Origin of the sequence: Kitasatospora sp. SC0581 (assembly GCF_048159585.1) — a bacterium.
Taxonomy (GTDB): domain Bacteria; phylum Actinomycetota; class Actinomycetes; order Streptomycetales; family Streptomycetaceae; genus Kitasatospora.
The window spans coordinates 36,839-54,126 of the sequence record NZ_JBLRWA010000006.1 but is presented as its reverse complement, the minus strand read 5'-3'; the positions used below and the strand labels follow the sequence as shown (position 1 = coordinate 54,126).

Genomic DNA, 17,288 nt, shown 5'->3' with positions numbered 1-17,288 from the left:
GACCCCGCCGACGGCGGCGGCGACACTGGCGCCATGACTGGTTCCGCACCGCCTCGACTGCTTCGACCACGTGCCCTGGCGCCCGGAGACCTCGTCGTCATCGCCGCGCTGTCCGGTCCGCTGCCGCCCGCGTACGAGCCCAACGTCGAGCGGACGGTGGCCGTGCTGGAGCGGATGGGATTCCGGGTGCGCCGGGCTCCGCTCCTCGAAGCGGGCCGCCGCCACTGGTGGAGCGCGGCCACCCCGGCGGAGATCGCCGGGGAGCTCAACGCCCTCCTGTGCGATCCCGAGGTGCGCGCGATCGTCGCCAGTGACGGCGGCCAGACGGCGCTCGGCTACCTCGACCTGATCGACGTCGAGGCGATCAGGGCCGACCCCAAGCCGATCCTCGGCTACAGCGACATCTCGCTGCTGCACCTGGTGCTCCACGCGCGCACGGGCCTGGTCGGGTTCCACGCCGACATGGCCGTCCCCGGCTTCGGCGGGCACTGGCGGTCCGCGCCCGCGGCGCGCCAGGCTGAACTCGAGGCGCTCTACGCCAGGTTGCTGACCGGCACCGAGGCGATCGGCGCACTGCCCGCGAGCCCGTCATGGGAGTGCTGGCGTCCCGGCCGTGTCGAAGGGCCGCTGATCGGCGGGTTGATCAACCGGATCGTGCTGGCGCAGGCGACGCCCTTCGCGCTGCCGCTCGAACGGTTCGACGGCGCGGTGCTGTTCTGGGAGGAGATGGGCGGCCTGGCCTCGTACGTGTGGAGCTACCTGCACGTGATGCGGCACAGCGGCATCCTCGACCGGATCGCCGGCATGGTCGTGGGCGTTCCGCGCGAGATCGGCGGCCTCGAACCCGGCGCGTCCCCGACCCTGCGCGAGATCGTCCTCGACGTCCTCGGGGACCGTGACATCCCGGTCCTGGGCAACGTCGACTTCGGGCACGCCGGCCCGAACCTGCCGATGCCGGTCGGCGTCCGCGTCGGCCTCGACGCGCGGCAGCGGACGCTCGCCCTGCTCGAACCGGCGGTGGGGCCCCACGAGCCGACCAAGGGAGCCCCGCGCCGCACGACGTAGCCCCGGCGTATGACCCGGTACCCCGTGGGGGCTACGAACGACAACAGGACGGTTACCTCAACGGGTTGATCCGACACGGAGCCTCGGGACCCTAGCGTCTGTCCCATGAGACGCAATCGCCGTATCAGCGCAGTCGCGGTGCTGACGCTCGCCGCCCTCGCCACCGGAACCGGCGCCGGGTTCGCCGCCACGGCCGGACCGTCGGCCGCACCGGCGGCCGCACCGGTGGCCACGCACGCGTTCGACACCGCACCGGCCGCGGCCGCCGCACCCGCGCGGACCTTCCAGGGCGCGCTCCCCGCGCCGACCGGCCCCTACGCCGCCGGCGAGGACGTCATCCACCTCACCGACACGAGCCGCCTCGACCCGTGGGTGCCGTCATCCGGCCCCCGCCAACTGGCCGTCACCATGGTCTACCCGGCCGTCCCCGGGACGGGGACCCCGGCCCCCTACATGTCCCTCGGCGAGGCAACCGGAATCGTCCAGCGGCAGAACCTGCCGGCGAGCTCCGGCATCACCCCACAGACCATCGCCGGAGTCACCACGCACGCCTTCGACGGCGCGCGGCCGCAGCCCGGCAAGTACCCGCTGGTGGTCCTCTCACCCGCGTACGAGGACCCACGCGTCACGCTCACCGCGCTCGCGACCGACCTGGCCAGTCACGGCTACGTCGTCGCGCTCGTCGGCGACACCTACGAGGACAGCGGCGAGACGCTGGCGAACGGCCAGACGACGCCGTGCGCGATCTGCGGCGACCCGTCGCGGATCGACTCCATCCCCACCAACCGCGCGCGGGACGTGTCCTTCCTGATCGACCAGTTGACGCACGGCAACACCGCGTGGCGCCTGGCACACCTCATCGACAAGCACGAGATCGGCATGGCCGGACACTCCATCGGCGGAGCGGCGGCCTCCGCCGCGATGGTCGCCGACCCGCGCGTACGGGCCGGCGTGAACATGGACGGCGCCTTCAAGCCGGTCCCGACGCCCGGCCAGATCAACCGGCCGTTCCTCATGCTGGGTTCGCCCGACAACCACCCGGCCGGTGGCGGCGACACCACCTGGGGGCAGGCCTGGGACGCCCTCGGCGGCTACAAGAAGTGGCTGACGGTCGCCGGCGCCGACCACTTCAGCTTCAGCGACCTGGACCTGCTGCACGAGCAGGCCGGGTTCCCGGCGCCGCCCCTCTCCCCGGCACGCGGGGTGGAGATCACCCGCGAGTACGTGACGGCGTTCTTCGACCGGACGCTGAAGGGGATCGACGGCCCGCTGCTGGACGGCCCCTCGCCGGACAATCCGGAAGTGGTCTTCCAGCGCTAGTGCGGCGCCGCGGCAGGGCCTGTCTCCTAGCCCCGCTGGGCGACCAGCCAGGCGAGCAGGCCGGTCACGGTGGCACCGCCCGCCGCCGTGGCCATGCCCCGGACGAAGTACAGGGCGACGGTGCGCCGGACGACCCGCCACCGACGGCGCCGTCCGGCCACCTCGCCACTCCGTCCCGCCCCACCGGGCCGACCGTGCTCGAACATCGCGCTCCTCCTCATCCCTCGGGACGGCCGCCTCTCACGGCCTGGATCAACCCTGGCGGCGGACGGAGGCAGCACCGCGCCCGGTCGATGAGACCGGATGAAACCGGAGGCCTGCCGCCAGGAACCCGCGTTCAACTGACAGAACCGCCCCGCCACTTCATGATGGACCGACAGTTACGGACGAAATCTGACAGTCCATCGAGGGGTAGCGCAGCCTTGGCGGGAATCGTCGTTCCGACCAGTGAGAAACTCCCGCCCGGGCCACGCAGGGACCTGGTCGAAGCCCTGCACGGGCTGTACCGGGGCGCGGGCAAACCCAGCCTCCGCGAGATCTCCCTCGGCATCAAGCAGCGCGACGAACTGCCGACGACAGTGAGCCACGACACCGCGAGCCAACTGCTGCACGGCGTGGCCGTACCCGCCTGGGCGCGGGTGGAGTCCATGGTCCGGTACCTGGCCGGCACCGCCGTCGGGCGGCAGAAGCCGGACCCGGAGGACGAGGTCGAACGCTTCCACCGGCTCTGGCTGGCCGCCGACGACGCGGACCCGGCCACACCGGCACGGCCGCCTGCGGTGGACAAGGACCTGTGGGCGGAGCTCCGGTCCACCGATCCGGAGCGCCGCATCGCCGCCCTCCACCGCCTGGAACGCCTGGCCTGGCGCAACCCGCCGCGGGAACAGGAGGACCCCGCCCGGCCGTGGCTGTCGATGCTGGCCGACTTCCTCCGGGAAGCCCGCCCGCTCGGGGAGTCCTCCGGTCCGGAGTCGGCTCGGTTCGAAGACCTCCAGGTTGCGGTACTGATCCTGGGCCGTCTTCCCGAGCAGTATTTCGGCGACCCTTTCGACCTCACGCGGCTCGATCTCCGGAACCTGGTCTGGGACGGCGCCCGGCTCTGGAACGCCGACCTGAGCGGGAGCCTGCTGTCGGGCAGTTCCCTGCAGTACGCACAGCTTGCAGAGGCCCAGCTCGTGGAAGCGACGCTCACCGACGTCGATCTGGAACACGCCGACCTCGCCCTGGCCGACCTCATCCGGTGTGACCTGTCCGGCGCGACCATGCGGGGCGTCAGAATCACGAACGCGGATCTGTCTTACGCCATCCTCTCGGGGACGAACCTGGCGAGCGCTTCGGCTCACCAAGCCGTACTGTCGGGCTGCAAGGCCGAGTACGCCGACTTCCGCTACGCGGACCTGCACAAGGCCAGTTTCAGACGGGCCGTCCTGACGGGCTGCGTGTTCGAGCACGCCAAGCTCGCGGGAGCAGACTTCACCGGCGCGGAACTGAGCAGCAGTCCCTTCTTCGGGGCAGACCTTTCCGGAGCGCTCTTCACCGTGCGCGGTTTGGCGCAGGTTGTATTGACGCCCGACCAGCTGAAGTCCGTCAAGGTCGTGCCCGATCCCGACTGAAAGACCTCCGGCTCAAGCAGCTCACGCGCGGGAGATCGGCCCCGCCGACTTCCCGCGCACCCCAGGTCAACTCCTGGTGAATCCCCGCAGAGCCCTTCCCCTCGCCCACGCGGCCGCCCGTCAACAGCACAACCGTCCGGGATTCCCGATTCGCCACCGGTGGTAGGCACTTCCTCGGTCATTCCGATCGGAACGGGGGTCGTGCCGTGCTGTGGTTCGAGTCGGCGGTGTTCGCGCTCTTCCCGCCCTTCGTGGCGGGGGTGCTCTACCCGATCGCCATGGGGGTGCTCGACTTCGCCGACACCTGGAAGGGGTGGTGGATCCCGCCATGGGTCGCCGGACGGGTCTCGCGCGCCGTCCTCCCCGGTGCGGCCGAGCTCGGCCGCTTCGGCGACAGCCTGCACGCGCCGGTGTCCTCCTCCCCGGCAACGCTGCGGGAGCACTGGCGGCGAGGAGTCCGGAGGTCCGGCGGCATCGACACCTGGCTCCTGGTCTTCGCCCTCATCCCCTCGGCCGTGTTCGGATCGCTCGCCGCGGCCGGACTCGACCTCACCGTCCGCCCGAGCGCTGCGGACGATCCGGCCTTCGTCCGGAACAACACGCTGCCGTTCTTCTCGCTCTCCGCGGGCCTGGGCAGCGCGGCCTTCCTCTGGCTCCACCGGTCCGGTCAGCTCTACCGGAGGCGGATCGGCGAGAGCCTCCCGCTCACCTCGGCGGTCGAACTGGCCAAGCTCCTCCGCCGGTGCCAGCAGGCGGCCGACGGCACCCTCCCGCTGCTGGAGCTGGACCGGCACGTCACCCGCTACACCAACCGGCTCGGGTGGTTCGCCGCGTACGGGGTCGATCGCGAACGGCGCCGCGACACGCTCCGCCCGCACATCGCCAAGGTGCAGCAGGCGCTGGAGCGGGAGGCGTCGAACGTCCTGCGGGACGGCCCCGCTGCCGTCCCCGGCCTCGCTCGGCTGGTCGCCACCCTGCTCGACCGGTCGGTGCAGGGCCGGTGGATGGGCCTGCTGGACGAGGCGGACCTTCCGCCAGAGCCGGTCGACCTGGTCGCCGGCCGCGAGGACAGGCACGATCGGCTGGTCGTCCTGGTCGGCAGCATTGCGGCGGCGGGCATCGTGGGCGCCGCGGCCTTCGCCGACCTCCCCGCATCGGTGGTCGCTCCCGCCGCACTGACCGCCCTCATCGGCCCGGCGGTGATGTGGGGCAGCGAGAAACTCAGCGGCACACGCCGGTTGTTCGACGCCCAGACGGCCGGCCTCAGCAGCGCCGCCGCCCCCACTCCCGCCCCCGCAGAGCCGGGCCCGCCCATCCCCGAGCAGCCCGCACCCGCACCGGCCCCCTAACGGGTTCGCCCGGTCGCGCGGGACGTCGGCCCCGCCGACTTCCTGCGCGGTGCGGGCCGGCTACAGCGCCGCCAGGTAGGCCTCCAGGCGCTCGGCCAGCTCTTCCGGGTGGCCGAGCATCGGGAGGTGGTCGCCCGGCATTTCGTCCGGCCGGAGGCCGAGCCGCGCCTGGACGAGCCGGCGCAGGAAGGCGGGCGGGAAGAAGCGGTCGCCGGTGGCCAGCAGGAACCTGGTCGGCACCTGCGGCCAGGCCTCCAGGGGCCACGGTGTCCCGAACGGCGTGGCCGACTGGCGTCGCCCGTGCTCGGTGAGGAGTTCCTCGGCCAGGGCGGGCGGGGTGTCGTGCAGGAAGAGGGCGCGCTCGTCCTCCTCCGCGCCCTCCGCCACGCCCCTGTCTCGGTCGGACTCGCGGCGGGCCTCCGGGTAGCCGGTGTTCTCCCACCACGCGCCCGGCGTCTCCCCCGGCGCCGGCACCTGGGCCTGGAGCATGACCAGCAGGTCCACCGGCAGCCGCGCGCACACCAGCGGGCCGGTGAAGCCGCCGAAGGAGTGCGCGACGACCACGAGCGGGCCCGTCCGGTCGCCGGCCGGCCGTTCAGAAGCCGCCGCCGACGCATCCGACGACGACACCGCAGCCACCACCGCGTCCGCGTACTCGGCCAGCCCGGCCGTGTCGTCCTCGCACGGCAGGTCCGGCGCGACCACCTCGTGGCCCCGCCCCCGCAGCTCGGCCGCCAGCGGCTCCCAGCACCAGGAATCGGCAGCCGCGCCGTGGATCAGCACGAACGTCGCCATGGAACAGTCCCCCTCGCACGCCGGTCAACTCCGGTATCCCGGAACTCCCTTGCCGCGCGCGAGTGTACGACCCGCCTCCGACAGTCACCGGTGCACCCGCCCGCCTCCGCCCGGCCGCGCGCGGGAAGTCGGACCCGCCGACTTCCCGCGCACAACAGCTCCGGCTCACAGGGTGCGGAACGCGCCCTCCACGGCCTCGCAGGTCTCGTCCAGGTCGTCCTCCGTCACGGCGGCCGAGACGAACCAGCAGGCCATCCCGTACGCGTTGACGTGGATCCCCCGGCGGAGCAGCTCGTGGCGGAACGCGTGGTGGCGGGCCTGGTCGCTGCGGAGCAGGTCCCGGTAGTGCCGGGTCGGCTCGCCGTCGGCGGTGAACACCACCTGGAACATCGCCCCCACTCCCTGGACCGCGCAGGGGACGCCCCGGTCCCGGGCGGCCCGCCGGACGGCCTCCATGATCCGTCGGCCGCTCTCCTCGATGTGCTTCACGGTCTCCGGCCGGTTCAGCCTGCGCAGCGTCACCAGCGAGGCCGTCGCGGACAGCGGCGAGGCGTTGTACGTGCCGCCGTGCTTCACCCGTCCCTCGGCCACCGGCTCCATCACTTCGCGCCGCCCCGCGAAGGCCGCGATCGGCAGGCCCCCGCCGAGCGCCTTGGCGTAGACGGCGAGGTCCGGCACGACCCCGAACAGCGCCTGGGCGCCGCCGGGGCCGGTGCGGAAGCCGGTGCAGACCTCGTCGAAGACCAGCACGATGCCGCGCGCCGTGCACTCCTCCCGCAGCAGCGCCAGGTATCCCGGCGCGGGCATGGTGCAGGCGTTGTTGGCGACGATCGGTTCGCAGACGACGGCGGCGAGTTCGCCCCGGTGGGCGTCCAGGACCGCGCGCAGCGCCCCCGGGTCGTTCCACGGGCAGACCACGACGTCGCCGACGACACCGGCCGGGATGCCGGCCGAGTGGGGCACGGAGCGCGGCGCGCCGTACGGCCCGGCCTCGACGGGGTCTGGCCGGTTGGAGACGGCCAGGGTGTCCGACCAACCGTGGTAGTGGCCCTCGAACTTGAGCACCTTGGACCGCCCGGTGTACCCGCGGGCGGCCCGCACCGCCCCCTGCACCGCCTCGCTGCCCGAGTTGGCGAACCGGACCAGCTCCGCGCAGGGCACCATCTCCCTGATCAGCTCGGCGAGTTCGACCTCCACCGTGTTGCAGGTGCCGAACATCGTGCCGGCGCCCAGGACGGCGCCGAGCGCCTCGGCGAGCTGCCGGTCGGCGTGGCCCAGCACCGCGCTCCCGTAGCCGGCGAGGTAGTCCACGTACGTGTTGCCGTCGACGTCCCGGACCCGCGCGCCCGAACCGCCCACCAGGTAGAGCGGGTAGGGGTCCGGGCCGGTCGAGGTCAGCCGGGCGGAGGAGCTGACGCCGCCCGCCAGTGACTCCTTGGCCCGCTCGAACCACTGCCGGCTGCCGTCGGTCCGGCCCGGTACCGGGTCGGGGACATCCACGTGCGCCGGGCTGCGGCCGTTCGACTGCGCCGCCGGGTTACGGCCATTCATGTGCGACTCCTGTTTGGTCGAGGGTTGTCCGGGCACGCTCGGGGTGCCCTTCGTCGGGACGGGTTCCTGCCGGACGGCATCGCGAGCAGAGCAGGGCAGAGCAGAGGGGACGTGGGGTATGGCGGAGCGGACGGCGGTCGTCACCGGGGCGGGGCGCGGCATCGGGCGGGCGAGCGCGCTGGGCCTGCTGGCGGACGGCTGGACGGTGGTCCTGGTCGGCCGCCGCAAGGAGCCGCTCGCGGAGACGGCCGGGCTCGCCGCCCCCGCCGACCGGGACCGCGCCGTCCCCTTCACCGCCGACATCACCGACCCGGTGGCCGTGGACGGTCTGTTCGAGTTCGTCGAGGAACGGTTCGGACGGCTGGACCTCCTGTTCAACAACGCCGCCGACGTCATGCCGTACACCCCGACCGAGGACGTGGCCGTCGAGGACTGGCACCGCGTGATGGACTCCATCGCCACCGGCACCTTCCTCTGCTCGCGCGCGGCCTTCCGGATCATGAAGCGTCAGACCCCGCGCGGCGGACGGATCATCAACAACGGCGCGCCTTCCGCACAGACGCCCCGCCCGGACTCCGCCGCCTTCACCGCCGCCAAGCACGCGGTGGCCGGGCTGACCCGCTCGCTGTCCCTGGACGGCCGCCGCCACGACATCTCCTGCGGCCAGATCGACATCGGGAACGTGACCCCGCCCGACCACCCCCAGCCGGCCGTCCTCCAGGCCGACGGCTCACGGCGGGTCGAACCGACCATGGACGTGCGGCACGTGGTCGACATGGTGCGGACCATGGCCGGGCTGCCGCTCGGGGTGAACATCCAGTCCGTCCTGGTCATGCCCAGCGCCATGCCGTACGTGGGCCGCGGCTAGCGCCCGTCTTCCTGGGCCGACCGGGCGCCGCGCCGCCCCCGCACGGAACGTCGCGGCACCGCCCTGACCCATGTCCCGTCCCCCGTCCGGTTGCCACTGCCGTTCGACCGGCGTCGACCGCGGTTCACCGGGTTGTTGCCCGGATGTCCCCACGACGCCGCCGAAGCCGACGCCCCGAAGCTTCTGTCCCACCCCGGCCCGAAGCAATCCGCCGACGCGGCGAACGGCCGAAAAGTCGTCTCCCCCTCCCGCGGTGCCCCTCGCGGCGCGATCATCGTGCCGACGCCCGGTCACCACCAGCCCGTTGGGGGAGCCCTTGTTCCGCGACACCCGCCCGCACGGCATCCGCATACCGACCCACCGCGAGACCGCCGAGGAGTGGGGCGAGCAGATCGCCGTACTCCGCGACGCCCCGCGCGGGTGGCGCTTCCTGCTGGGGCGACTGTCCTCCGACGGCTACCTCTGCCACCTCGACCTCAACTACCACCTGGACGGCGAACTCGTCGCCGTCGTCCAGACCTCGCGCCCCGTCCCGTCCGGCCACCGGGTGGGCTCCCTCACCACCCCGCAGTCCCAACTCTCCACCTTCCTGGCGAATTCGGACCGCCTCGACCCCCGCATCCACCTCGCCCCACCGGACGGCCCGCCCACCCCCGGCGAGGTCCGGCTCCACGGCGTCCCCGTCCCCGTCGAGGTCCACCGCAGCCACGGCTGCCGCAGCGCCCTGATCTCCCGGCTCCCCTCCCAGCCCGGCTACGCGATCGTCACCGCCGCGACCGAGCACTGGGCCGCCGCCACCGACCTCGCCCTCCGGCCCCCGGCGGCGTTCTGACCGCGCGGGCCCCGCAACGGGCGTGCGCCGAAACGGGTGTGCGCCACGAAACAGGCGCGCGCCCACGATCATTCCCCTGTCCGGGTGACGGACGATCACATTCGGCCCTCCTCGGCAGTTCCCGGACCAGGGGCGGAGGTTGGGGTTAGCCTGTGGACATGGTTGCAAACTACAAGGAAGAAGTAGCCATGCCCGACGCGGAGTTCGTCAGCGGTCCCGCTCTGATCCTCCAGTCCCTCGCCTCCGATCCCGACCGGCAGGCCGTCGTCACCGCCGACGGCGCCGAGATCACCGCCGGCGACTTCGCCGCCGCCACCTACCGCCTCGCCCACGAGCTGATCGCCCGGGGCGCCGCCCTCGGCACCACCGTGACCCTGCTGACCGGCAACACCCCCGAGGCCCTGAGCGCCCGGTACGCGGCGGGCCTCGCCGGCGCCCGGGTGGTGAACCTGTACGACGGCATGAGCACCCCGGTCCTGGCCGAGATCACGGCGAGCGTCGACACCACCGTGCTGCTCGTGGACGCCGAACGGTACGCCGAGGCAGCCGAGTTGCTCCCGCTGATCGACGTGCCGACCGTCCTCACCCTCGGCCCCGGGCCCGGCGGCGACCCCGCCGCCCTCGGCGAGGACGTCATCGCCGCCTCCGCCCACCGCCCCGCCGAACCCCCGGACGTCCGGGTCGGGCCGGAGGACGACCTCAGCATCCGCCACACCGGCGGCACCACCGGCATCCCCAAGGGCATCCTCAGCCTGCACGGACCGTACCGCCGCATCTTCGACGCCCCGATCGGCAGCGACCCCGCCGCCGGCGCGCCCCGCCTCCTCGCCGCCACCCCGCTCGCCCACCTGGCCGGCATCTTCGCCGACCTGACCCTCCAGCACGGCGGCACGGTGGTCCTCCAGCGCTCCTTCGAGCCCGGCGCGGTCCTGGCCGCCATCGAGCGCGAGCACATCACCGACCTCTGGGTGCTGCCGCCGCTGCTCCACCAGCTGCTCGACCACCCGGCGATCGGCCGCACCGACCTGTCCAGCCTGCGGTACCTCTCCTACGGGGGCAGCGCCGCCTCGCCGACCCGGATCCGCGAGGCGCTCAAGGTCTTCGGGCCGGTCCTGGTCGGCCTCTACGGGATGTCGGAGGCCCAGCTGATCTCCTTCCTCACCCCGCAGGAGCACGACCGGATCGGCCCCGGCGGCCAGGTGCCGGTCGGCCGGCCCGTCCCGGGCGTCGAGGTGGCGATCCGCTCCGACGACGGCACCGACCTGCCGACCGGCGAGCAGGGCGGGATCCACCTGCGCTCCGACGCCGTCATGGCCGGGTACTGGAAGCGGCCCGACCTCACCGCCGCGGTGCTCCGGGACGGCTGGCTGAACACCGGGGACGTCGGCTACTTCGACGAGGACGGCTACCTCTACCTCTCCGACCGGGTCAAGGACCTGATCATCGTGGTCGGCGGCCACGTCTACCCCTCCGAGGTGGAGGACCTCCTGCTCACCCACCCGGCGGTCGCCCGCTGCGCCGTCTTCGGCGTCCGCGACGACCAGGAGGCGGAGCACGTCCACGTCGCCGTCGTCCCCGCCCCGGGGCAGCGGCCCGACCTGGACACCCTCCGCGCGTTCGTCACCGAGCGCAAGGGGCGGATCTTCGCCCCCGAGGTGCTGCACCTCGTGGACGAGATCCCGCTGACGCCCGTCGGCAAGCCGGACAAGAAGCGGCTGCGCGCGGCCGCCACGGCCTGAAGGCCCGCACCCGCCGGACCGCGCCGTGCGCGGCCGCCGGGTGGCGGCCGTGGCGGCGGCCGCACACCGAACCGGCACCGGTCCCCACGGGAATCCCCACCCGGCTTCACCCCAAGGTGGGGTTTGGCTCAACACGCCACGGGCCCCGTGCCGAGAAGCCAACGGGGTGGCGGCGCTGAGGGCCGCCACCCCGTCGGCTCCTCCCCCCGCTCCCCCGCTACGGCTGCCGCGACCGCGCCAGCGCGTCGAGCGCCGCCGCGGCGGCCGGGTCCGGGCCGGGGGTGTAGACCTCCAACCGGTGGTCCGGCCGGTCGGGTTGGAGCCACACCTGGTACGTCACCTCCAGCGGCCCGACCGCCGGATGGTCCAGCGTCCTGCTGCCGAAGGTGCACTCCCGCACGTTCCCGCCCGCCCACCAGGCGGCGAACTCCGGGCTCTTCATGCTGAGTTCGCCGATCAGCCGGGCCAGCTCGCGGTCCTCCCCGTACCGCCCGGCGACCAGCCGCAGGTAGCCGACGTGGGTGCGGGCGTAGTGCTCCCAGTCCCGTTCGAGCGCGCGGGTGCGCGGGTCCAGGAACAGCAGCCGGCTCATCGACGGCCGGGTGGCCGGATCGTCCGGCGCCCCGTACGGGAGGTGTCCGGCGAGCAGCGCGTGGCCGAGGCGGTTCCAGGCGAGCACGTCGTTGCGGCGGCCGAGCAGCAGGGCGGGCACGTGGTCCAGCGAGGCGAGGAGGTGCACCGAGCGCGGGTCCGGCTGCTCGACCGGAGGGCGGCTCCGTACGGCCCGGGGCGGGCGGCGGGCGAGGTCGCCCAGGTGGGTGCGCTGGGTGGCGTCCAGGCGCAGGACGCGGGCGATCGCGTCGAGCACCTGGTCCGAGGCGTTGGTGCTGCGCCCCTGCTCCAGCCGGGTGTAGTAGGCGACGCTGATGCCCGCCAGCCCGGCCAGCTCCTCCCGGCGCAGCCCGGCCACCCGCCGGTGCTCGGCCGGCACGCGCAGGTCCAGTTCGGCCGGGGTGACGGCGGCGCGGCACAGGCGCAGGAACTCGCCCAGCTCGCTGTTGGCTCCCATGCCCACCGAGGCTACGGCGGAAGGTTTCCGCAGGCCAGCGCCGTGGGTGACCCTCCGAGGGGTAGGAACGACAGGTGGCTGGCCGGGGGCGCGCGGGGCGCCGGAGCATGGCCCCGTCCGGCCGCACCCCGGCCCCGCCCCAGCCAAGGACCCTCCACCGCCATGCCCCCCGCCCTGCTCGCGCTCGCCCTCAGCGCCTTCGCCGTCGGCACCACCGAGTTCGTCACGAACGGCCTGCTGACCGCCCTCGCCACCGACTTCGACGTCACCGTCGCCCGTGCCGGGCTGGTCACCACCGCCTACGCCGTCGGCCAGGCCTGCGGTCCGGCGCTCGCGCTGCTCACCCTGCGGATGCCCCGCCGGCGCCTGCTCGTCCTGCTGATGCTGCTGTTCACGGCGGGCAACCTCGCCTCGGCCCTCGCGCCGACCTTCGGCCTGCTCCTGGCCACCCGCTTCCTCACCGGGTGCACCCACACCGCCTTCTTCGGCGTCGCCTCCGTCGTGGCCTCCGGGCTCGTCCCGACGGCCCGGCGGGGAGCCGCGATCGCCCTGGTGTTCACCGGGCTGAGCCTGGCCAACGTGCTCGGCCTGCCGATCGGCACCCTGGCCGGGCAGGCCTGGGGCTGGCGCGGGGCGTTCGCGCTGGTCGCCGTGTTCGGCGCGGCGGGACTGCTCGGCCTGCTGCGGCTCCTCCCCCGTACGGACACCGCCCCCACCGACGCCCCCGCCTCCGCCGCGTCCTCGCTCCGCGCCGAACTGGCCGTCTTCGCAGGCCTCCGCCTCTGGCTGGCCCTCGCCGCGACGGCCGTCGGCTTCGGCGGGCTGTTCGCCTCCTTCACCTTCGTCCAGCCGATGCTGACCGCGGTCACCGGCTTCGGAACGGGCGACGTGGTCTGGCTGCTGGCCGTCTACGGCGCCGGGCTGGTCGCGGGCAACTGGCTGGCCGGCCGGGCCGCCGACCGCGCCCTCGTCCCGACGACGGCGGCCCTGTTCGCGGCCCTCGCCCTCACCCTCGCCCTCTTCACCGCCACCGTCCACCACAAGGGCGCGGCCGTGGCCACCCTCTTCCTGCTCGGCTTCTGCGGCTTCGGCCTGCTCACCCCGACCCAGGCCTACGTCCTGCGGGTCGCGGGCCGCGACTCCGCCCTGGTCGGCACCGCCAACACCGCCGCCTTCGGCGTGGGCATCACCCTCGGCTCCCTGCTCGGCGCCGCCGTCATCGAGCACGGCGGCCCCCACCCCGGCACCGCCCTCCCCCTCACCAACCTCGCCGGCGCCGCCATGACGGCCCTCGGCCTGCTGGTCTTCGCCCTCTCCGCCGCAACGGGCCCCCGCCGCCCCGCCACCGCTCCATCAACTCCCGGATGACGTCACCCGGTTCAGCCGGTCCGAACCGCTCAGCCCTCCTCGCGGCCGCGAAAGGCCCGGCGGTACTCGCGGGGGGCGACGCCGACCCGGTCCACGAAGACCGGCCGCAGGGAGACCGCGGAGGCGAAGCCGCAGTGGGTGGCGACGGTGTCGACGGGCAGGTCGGTCTCCTCCAGGAGGCGCTGGGCGGTGAGGACGCGCTGGTCGAGGAGCCAGCGCATCGGGGTGGTGCCGGTGGTGGCGGTGAAGCGGCGGGCGAAGGTGCGTTCGGACATCAGGGCGGCGGCGGCCATCCGGCGCACCGTCCAGGGGGTGTCGAGGGAGGCCAGGACCTCGGCGCGGAGGCGGGCCAGCGGGTCGTCGCCGACGGCCGCGTCCGGGACCGGGGAGGGCAGGAACTGGTTCTGGCCGCCCGCCCGGAAGGGCGCGGTGACCATGGCGCGGGCGATGGTGGCGGCGGCCCGCTGGCCGTGGGCGGTGCGGACGAGGTGCAGGCAGAGGTCGATGCCCGCCGCGACGCCGGCCGAGGTCCACAGGCCGTCGCCGCCGGTGAAGAGAACCTCGGGCCGGACCGTCACCGCCGGGAAGCGGCGGGCGAGTTCGGGGGCGAGCGCCCAGTGGGTGGTGGCCTCGCGGCCGTCCAGCAGGCCGGCCTCGGCGAGGACGAAGGCGCCCGCGCAGAGCGAGGCGATCGGGACGCCCGCCGCGGCGACGGCCCGCAGGGCGCCCAGGACCTCCGGGGCGTGCCGGGCCCCCGGGTCCTCGACGCCCGGCACCACCACCAGGTCGCAGTCGGTGAGCGCGCCCAGGGCGTGGTCGGGGAGCCGCTCCAGCCCGCCGCCCAGCCGCACCCGGGCGCCCTCCGGCCCGCAGACCCGCAGGTCGAAGAGGGGCTGGCCGGGCCGGATGGCCCGGTTCGCCCACACCTCGCCGATCACGGCGTAGTCGAAGGCCCGGACACCGTCGAAGATCAGGCAACCCACCGTACGCATGGCAGGAATCTATCGATGGTCGGCATCTCCGCCCATCACGCCTCCCCGGTACCGCCGACCACCATGGACGGCATGACGAACCTCGACGCCTTCGACGCCCCCCTCGCCCTCGACCCCGACGCCGTCCTGCTGCTCATCGACGTCCAGAAGGGCTTCGAGGCCCCCGCCTTCGGCCCCCGCGACAACCCGCAGGCCGAGCAGCGGATGGCCGAGCTGATCACCGCCTGGCAGGACACCGACCGCCCGATCGTCACCGTGCAGCACGACGGCCCGGGCACGCCGCTGGCCGGGGGCACCCCGGGGCACGACCTGAAGGACTTCGTCGCCGGGCTCACCCCGGCGCTGCACGTCACCAAGACCGTCAACAGCGCCTTCTACGGCACCCCCGACCTGCACGCCTGGCTGCAGGAGCGCGGCGCCCGGCAGGTGGTGGTCACCGGGATCATCACCAACGTGTGCTGCGAGACCACCGCCCGGATGGCCGGCAACCTCGGCTACGACGCGATCTTCCCCACCGACGCCATGCACTCCTTCGACATGGCCGGCCCGGACGGCACCACCATCCCGGCCGCCGACCTCGCCCGCGCCACGGCCGCCACCCTGCATGCGATGCGCTTCGCCAAGGTGGTGACCACCGAGGACGTCACCGGAGCCGCCCGGGCCTGAACAGCGGCTCGTAGGCGTCGCCCTCCTCGGCGTTGAGCAGCACGTACGACGCCCCGGGGCCCAGCGCGAGCTCCCGCAGCCGCGCCAGGGCCCCGAAGGCCGGGGGACGTCGGGCCCGAGCGCGGCGGCCGGGGGGCCGCTGAGCCCGAGCGCGGCGGCGGAGTCGGCGCGGACGGCGTCGAGGAGCGGCACGGCGGCCACCCCCGGACCACGACGGGGCAGCCGTCAGGCCGCCAGCCGCTCCGCCAGGTACTCCTCCCAGGTCCGCCGCCCGTGGTCGGCGCCCGCCGGGGCCAGGTTCTCCCCCGCCCGGTACGCGCGCCCGACCTTGCCCGGCACCCGGAGCGGCAGCCGCCGGCGGCTGCGGCCGCGCGCCGCGAGGTAGCCGCGGGTCAGCTCCTCCATCGCGTACACCGTCGGACCGGCCAGGTCGGGCACCGCCCCGGCCGGCTCGCCCAGCGCCAACTCCACCAGCCGGGCGGCGACTTCCCGCACGTCCACGGGCTGCCAGCGGACCCCGCCGGGGGCCGGGACGAGCGGCAGCCGGGCCGTCTTCTCCGCCACCGTGAACGCCAGGTCGTGGAACTGCGCGGCCCGCAGGACCGTGTACGGCAGGCCCGATTCGGCCACCGCCCGCTCGGCGGCGTGCTTGGCCCGGAAGTAGCCGAGCGGCAGCCGGTCCGCGCCGATCACCGAGATGTACACCAGGTGCCGCACCCCGGCCCGCCGGGCGGCGGCGACCAGCAGCCGGGTGGCGACGTCGTCGCCCTTGGGGCCGCCCGCCAGGTGCAGCACCGTGTCCACGCCCGCCAGCGCCCCGTCCAGCCGGGCGGCCGCCGTCGCCGGGTCGCCGAGCAGGTCGCCGCGCACGTACGCGACGCCGTCGGCGTCCGGGCGCTCCCGCCGGCTGAGCACCCGCACCGGCAGCCCGGCCGCGCGCAGCAGCGGGACCACCTGCCGGCCCAGGGTCCCGGTACCTCCGGTGACCAGCACCGTGTTCTTCGTCATGACCGTCTCCGATTCGTCCCGGGAGGGGAGTTGATCTCCCCGCCGCGGCCGTTGTTGGGTGACTCCTGCTGCCCTGACCCCCGGCGACGAAGGAATGTGACACGTGGACGAGAAGGTGGACGGGGAATCCGCCCGGACCGCGCTCTTCGAGGAGCACCGCCCGCACCTGCGCGCGGTCGCGTACCGGATGCTCGGCTCGATCAGCGAGGCCGAGGACGCCCTCCAGGAGGCCTGGCTCCGCTACGACCGCACCGACACCGCCGGGGTGGACAACCTCGGCGGCTGGCTGACCACGGTGGTCTCCCGGGTCTGCCTGAACCTGCTGCGCACCCGCGCCCAGCGCCGCGAGGAGCCGCTGGAGCCCGCCGGGCCGGGCGGCGAGCCGGGCCCGCCGCGCATCCCGGACCCGCTGCTGCGGCGCGAGGGCGTGGTGGACCCGGAGCAGGAGGTGATGCTCGCGGACTCGGTCGGGCTGGCGCTGATGGTGGTGATGGAGTCGCTGTCACCGGCCGAGCGGGTCGCCTTCGTGCTGCACGACCTGTTCGCGGTGCCGTTCGAGGAGATCGCCCCGCTGATCGAGAAGACCGCCGCCGCCACCCGCCAGCTGGCCAGCCGGGCCCGCCGCAAGGTGCAGGGGCAGGCGCCCGCGCCCGACCCGGACCTCGGCCGGCAGCGGGCGGCCGTGGACGCGTTCTTCGCCGCCGCCCGCAACGGCGACCTGGACGCGCTGCTCGCCGTGCTCGACCCGGACGTGGTGCTGCGCTCGGACGGCGGCGCGCTGCTGGCCCGGCACACCGTGGTGCTCTCGGGCGCCGGCACGGTGGCCGGCCAGGCCGTCCTGTGGGGCACGCTGTCCCCGTTCGCCCGCCCGGCGCTGGTCAACGGCACCGCGGGCGCGGTGGTCATCGGCGACAACGGCCGGCCGCTGTCGGTCATGGCGTTCACCGTGGTGGACGGCGCGATCGTCGCGATCGACGTGCTCACCGACCCGCAGCGGCTGGCGGGCCTGGACCTCACCGACTTCCGGAACGGCTGACCCGGGAGGCGGGGCGG

At 74.3% G+C, this 17,288-nt stretch carries 16 protein-coding genes; 10 read left to right on the top strand and 6 right to left on the bottom strand.

What is annotated here, in order from left to right:
* The first annotated feature begins 33 nt into the window (after window positions 1-33).
* Both ACLWS4_RS12745 and ACLWS4_RS12740 read left to right on the top strand, forming a co-directional pair.
* A complete protein-coding gene (locus ACLWS4_RS12745; protein WP_416874160.1) occupies window positions 34-1,065 on the top strand; it encodes a S66 peptidase family protein in 1,032 nt (343 codons plus the stop codon).
* 105 nt (window positions 1,066-1,170) lie between these two features.
* Window positions 1,171-2,385: an alpha/beta hydrolase family protein gene (locus tag ACLWS4_RS12740; protein ID WP_416874159.1), complete on the top strand. Its 1,215-nt coding sequence runs from the start codon at window positions 1,171-1,173 to the stop codon at window positions 2,383-2,385.
* 26 nt (window positions 2,386-2,411) lie between these two features.
* Here the strand turns inward: ACLWS4_RS12740 and ACLWS4_RS12735 are convergent, their stop codons facing one another.
* On the bottom strand, window positions 2,412-2,591 hold the full coding sequence (locus ACLWS4_RS12735; RefSeq protein WP_147409168.1) for a hypothetical protein: 180 nt from the start codon (window positions 2,589-2,591) through the stop codon (window positions 2,412-2,414).
* 216 nt (window positions 2,592-2,807) lie between these two features.
* Between ACLWS4_RS12735 and ACLWS4_RS12730 the strand changes: the two genes are divergently transcribed.
* Together ACLWS4_RS12730 and ACLWS4_RS12725 are read left to right on the top strand one after the other, a co-directional pair.
* Window positions 2,808-3,998, top strand: coding sequence for a pentapeptide repeat-containing protein (locus ACLWS4_RS12730; protein ID WP_375873183.1), 1,191 nt, complete (start codon window positions 2,808-2,810; stop codon window positions 3,996-3,998).
* 206 nt (window positions 3,999-4,204) lie between these two features.
* Window positions 4,205-5,347, top strand: a complete 1,143-nt coding sequence (locus ACLWS4_RS12725) for a hypothetical protein (protein WP_375873182.1) — start codon at window positions 4,205-4,207, stop codon at window positions 5,345-5,347.
* 60 nt (window positions 5,348-5,407) lie between these two features.
* Here the strand turns inward: ACLWS4_RS12725 and ACLWS4_RS12720 are convergent, their stop codons facing one another.
* Window positions 5,408-6,142, bottom strand: coding sequence for an alpha/beta fold hydrolase (locus tag ACLWS4_RS12720; protein ID WP_416874158.1), 735 nt, complete (start codon window positions 6,140-6,142; stop codon window positions 5,408-5,410).
* 165 nt (window positions 6,143-6,307) lie between these two features.
* On the bottom strand, window positions 6,308-7,693 hold the full coding sequence (locus tag ACLWS4_RS12715; protein WP_416874157.1) for an aspartate aminotransferase family protein: 1,386 nt from the start codon (window positions 7,691-7,693) through the stop codon (window positions 6,308-6,310).
* Window positions 7,694-7,811: 118 nt separating this feature from the next.
* Here ACLWS4_RS12715 and ACLWS4_RS12710 point away from each other — a divergent pair, with 118 nt between their 5' ends.
* From ACLWS4_RS12710 to ACLWS4_RS12700, 3 genes are all read left to right on the top strand, one after another.
* On the top strand, window positions 7,812-8,561 hold the full coding sequence (locus tag ACLWS4_RS12710) for an SDR family oxidoreductase (protein WP_049649378.1): 750 nt from the start codon (window positions 7,812-7,814) through the stop codon (window positions 8,559-8,561).
* A 304-nt stretch (window positions 8,562-8,865) separates the two neighbouring features.
* Window positions 8,866-9,393 (top strand): hypothetical protein, encoded by a 528-nt coding sequence (locus ACLWS4_RS12705; RefSeq protein ID WP_416874156.1) that lies wholly within the window; start codon window positions 8,866-8,868, stop codon window positions 9,391-9,393.
* A 188-nt stretch (window positions 9,394-9,581) separates the two neighbouring features.
* Entirely contained in the window at window positions 9,582-11,132 is a 1,551-nt protein-coding gene (locus tag ACLWS4_RS12700) for an AMP-binding protein (protein WP_416874155.1), read from the top strand.
* A 217-nt stretch (window positions 11,133-11,349) separates the two neighbouring features.
* Here ACLWS4_RS12700 and ACLWS4_RS12695 read toward each other — a convergent pair whose 3' ends face one another.
* A complete protein-coding gene (locus tag ACLWS4_RS12695) occupies window positions 11,350-12,201 on the bottom strand; it encodes a helix-turn-helix domain-containing protein (RefSeq protein ID WP_049649375.1) in 852 nt (283 codons plus the stop codon).
* A gap of 162 nt (window positions 12,202-12,363) precedes the next feature.
* Here ACLWS4_RS12695 and ACLWS4_RS12690 point away from each other — a divergent pair, with 162 nt between their 5' ends.
* The gene (locus ACLWS4_RS12690) at window positions 12,364-13,569 is read left to right on the top strand and encodes an MFS transporter (RefSeq protein ID WP_375873177.1); all 1,206 of its coding nucleotides are present in this window, start codon (window positions 12,364-12,366) and stop codon (window positions 13,567-13,569) included.
* A gap of 29 nt (window positions 13,570-13,598) precedes the next feature.
* Here the strand turns inward: ACLWS4_RS12690 and ACLWS4_RS12685 are convergent, their stop codons facing one another.
* Window positions 13,599-14,561 carry a GlxA family transcriptional regulator gene (locus ACLWS4_RS12685; protein ID WP_416874154.1) on the bottom strand — a complete coding sequence of 321 codons (963 nt, stop codon included), beginning with the start codon at window positions 14,559-14,561 and terminating at the stop codon, window positions 13,599-13,601.
* Window positions 14,562-14,576: 15 nt separating this feature from the next.
* On the opposite strand from ACLWS4_RS12685, the gene ACLWS4_RS12680 reads away from it, so the two are divergent.
* Complete coding sequence (locus ACLWS4_RS12680; protein ID WP_310593173.1) at window positions 14,577-15,227, top strand: cysteine hydrolase family protein; 651 nt, start codon at window positions 14,577-14,579, stop codon at window positions 15,225-15,227.
* A 225-nt stretch (window positions 15,228-15,452) separates the two neighbouring features.
* Here ACLWS4_RS12680 and ACLWS4_RS12675 read toward each other — a convergent pair whose 3' ends face one another.
* Entirely contained in the window at window positions 15,453-16,235 is a 783-nt protein-coding gene (locus tag ACLWS4_RS12675) for an SDR family oxidoreductase (RefSeq protein ID WP_375873176.1), read from the bottom strand.
* A 103-nt stretch (window positions 16,236-16,338) separates the two neighbouring features.
* Between ACLWS4_RS12675 and ACLWS4_RS12670 the strand changes: the two genes are divergently transcribed.
* Entirely contained in the window at window positions 16,339-17,271 is a 933-nt protein-coding gene (locus tag ACLWS4_RS12670; protein ID WP_416874153.1) for a sigma-70 family RNA polymerase sigma factor, read from the top strand.
* The last annotated feature ends 17 nt before the right edge of the window (window positions 17,272-17,288 follow it).

What these genes read in the sequence shown, in the direction of transcription:
- ACLWS4_RS12745 (WP_416874160.1), top strand. Translation starts at nt 34, where the DNA reads ATGACTGGTTCCGCACCGCCTCGACTGCTTCGACCACGTGCCCTGGCG.
- ACLWS4_RS12740 (WP_416874159.1), top strand. Translation starts at nt 1,171, where the DNA reads ATGAGACGCAATCGCCGTATCAGCGCAGTCGCGGTGCTGACGCTCGCC.
- ACLWS4_RS12735 (WP_147409168.1), bottom strand. Translation starts at nt 2,591, where the DNA reads ATGTTCGAGCACGGTCGGCCCGGTGGGGCGGGACGGAGTGGCGAGGTG.
- ACLWS4_RS12720 (WP_416874158.1), bottom strand. Translation starts at nt 6,142, where the DNA reads ATGGCGACGTTCGTGCTGATCCACGGCGCGGCTGCCGATTCCTGGTGC.
- ACLWS4_RS12715 (WP_416874157.1), bottom strand. Translation starts at nt 7,693, where the DNA reads ATGAATGGCCGTAACCCGGCGGCGCAGTCGAACGGCCGCAGCCCGGCG.
- ACLWS4_RS12710 (WP_049649378.1), top strand. Translation starts at nt 7,812, where the DNA reads ATGGCGGAGCGGACGGCGGTCGTCACCGGGGCGGGGCGCGGCATCGGG.
- ACLWS4_RS12700 (WP_416874155.1), top strand. Translation starts at nt 9,582, where the DNA reads ATGCCCGACGCGGAGTTCGTCAGCGGTCCCGCTCTGATCCTCCAGTCC.
- ACLWS4_RS12695 (WP_049649375.1), bottom strand. Translation starts at nt 12,201, where the DNA reads ATGGGAGCCAACAGCGAGCTGGGCGAGTTCCTGCGCCTGTGCCGCGCC.
- ACLWS4_RS12690 (WP_375873177.1), top strand. Translation starts at nt 12,364, where the DNA reads ATGCCCCCCGCCCTGCTCGCGCTCGCCCTCAGCGCCTTCGCCGTCGGC.
- ACLWS4_RS12685 (WP_416874154.1), bottom strand. Translation starts at nt 14,561, where the DNA reads ATGCGTACGGTGGGTTGCCTGATCTTCGACGGTGTCCGGGCCTTCGAC.
- ACLWS4_RS12680 (WP_310593173.1), top strand. Translation starts at nt 14,577, where the DNA reads ATGGTCGGCATCTCCGCCCATCACGCCTCCCCGGTACCGCCGACCACC.
- ACLWS4_RS12675 (WP_375873176.1), bottom strand. Translation starts at nt 16,235, where the DNA reads ATGACGAAGAACACGGTGCTGGTCACCGGAGGTACCGGGACCCTGGGC.